Source organism: Mesorhizobium sp. M5C.F.Ca.ET.164.01.1.1 (assembly GCF_004792125.1).
Taxonomy (GTDB): Bacteria; Pseudomonadota; Alphaproteobacteria; order Rhizobiales; family Rhizobiaceae; genus Mesorhizobium; species Mesorhizobium wenxiniae.
Window position 1 is genome coordinate 1 of sequence record NZ_SRTG01000060.1, and the last position, 633, is coordinate 633.

A 633-nucleotide genomic window follows, 5' to 3' on the forward strand; every position below is an offset into this window, starting at 1 on the left:
TGAGCCGTCGGTTCTTTGATCTGCCCATGTCGGAGAAGATGACATTGCACGTTAGCAAATCCGATGTGGCCCTCCGCGGATACATTGAGCCGTTGGGGGAGAACACCGATCCGGGCAAAACGCAAGACCTGAAGGAGTGCTTTGACTTCGGACCTGAACGTTCGAGGCTGGAAGGTCCGTTCTTTGGCCCCAACCTGTGGCCCTCAAGTCTGCCCGAGTTTCGGGAACTGACATACGGATACCACCAAAAGATGGTGGACCTCGCGAAAAAACTCCTGCAGGGCATCGCGCTCAGTCTTGACCTATCGGAACGCTATTTCGAAAGTTTTATGCGGAACCCGATCAGCATTCAGCGCCTGCTTCATTACCCGCCGCAGAGTGGCTATATTAGCGAAGCGATCATCGGTATTGGCGCCCACACGGATTACGGCAATCTGACCATCCTGGCTCAGGATGACGTAGGTGGTCTTCAGGTCATGAACCGAGATGGCGATTGGGTCGAGGGCATTCCGATCCACGGCACGTTCGTAATCAACATTGGCGATCTGATTCAGCGGCTCACGAACAATCTCTACCTGGCGAACATGCACCGCGTGGTGAATAGCTCGGGCCGCGAGCGATACTCAATGCCGT

The 633-nt window shown here is 55.0% G+C and carries 1 protein-coding gene; it reads left to right on the plus strand.

Annotated features, from left to right (window positions below; translation table 11 throughout):
• Positions 1–26: 26 nt before the first annotated feature.
• The coding region (locus EN807_RS32390; protein WP_281405238.1) for a 2OG-Fe(II) oxygenase family protein at positions 27–633 on the plus strand (607 nt) is incomplete at its 3' end.